The sequence below is a fragment of the Clostridium boliviensis genome (assembly GCF_033342255.1).
Lineage (GTDB): Bacteria > Bacillota > Clostridia > Lachnospirales > Lachnospiraceae > Lacrimispora > Lacrimispora boliviensis.
This window is the reverse complement of sequence record NZ_JAWONS010000294.1, coordinates 1-507: the sequence shown is the minus strand read 5'-3', so window position 1 is coordinate 507 and position 507 is coordinate 1. Positions and strand designations below refer to the sequence as shown.

The following is a 507-nucleotide window of genomic DNA, read 5'->3' as shown; positions in this document are numbered from 1 at the left end:
GCGAAACATGTCGATCTCCTCGCCGGGACCGATGGAAAAACCGTGGGAACGGAGAGCCCGGCAAAATCGGAGCAGGTGTTCGACCAGATCGGGTTTCATAGGGGAAGACGAAACCATGGATGGATCTCCTCCGTTGTGCGGGGCGGGGATGCAACGCTCCTCCCGCCGCGCGGATTCCCCTCAATTCTTGACACCAGCTTCCCGGAGCAAATCGCCTCTTTCCAGTTCCCCCTCAAGGGTCTCCCAATCTTCTTGATCCTTCACGATGCACCCGAGGGTTTCCCGGAAGGAACGCTTGTCCAGCTCCCCCCGGTGCAGGGACATCAGCGCCTGGGCCCAATCCAGGCTTTCCGCGACGCCGGGAATCTTGTGGAGGGCCATCATTCGGATCCGGGCCATGACGCGGACGATCTGTTCCGCCAATCGCCGCTGGATTCCCGGCAGCTTCGCCTCCAGAATCCGGATCTCCTTCTCGGGATCCGGGTAGGGGATCCAGAGGTAGAGACA

The 507-nt window shown here is 60.9% G+C and carries 1 pseudogene; it reads right to left on the bottom strand.

The features are described 5' to 3' along the window. Positions 1 to 180: 180 nt before the first annotated feature. Positions 181 to 507: pseudogene (locus RZO55_RS21580) on the bottom strand (AAA family ATPase); the annotation flags it as partial.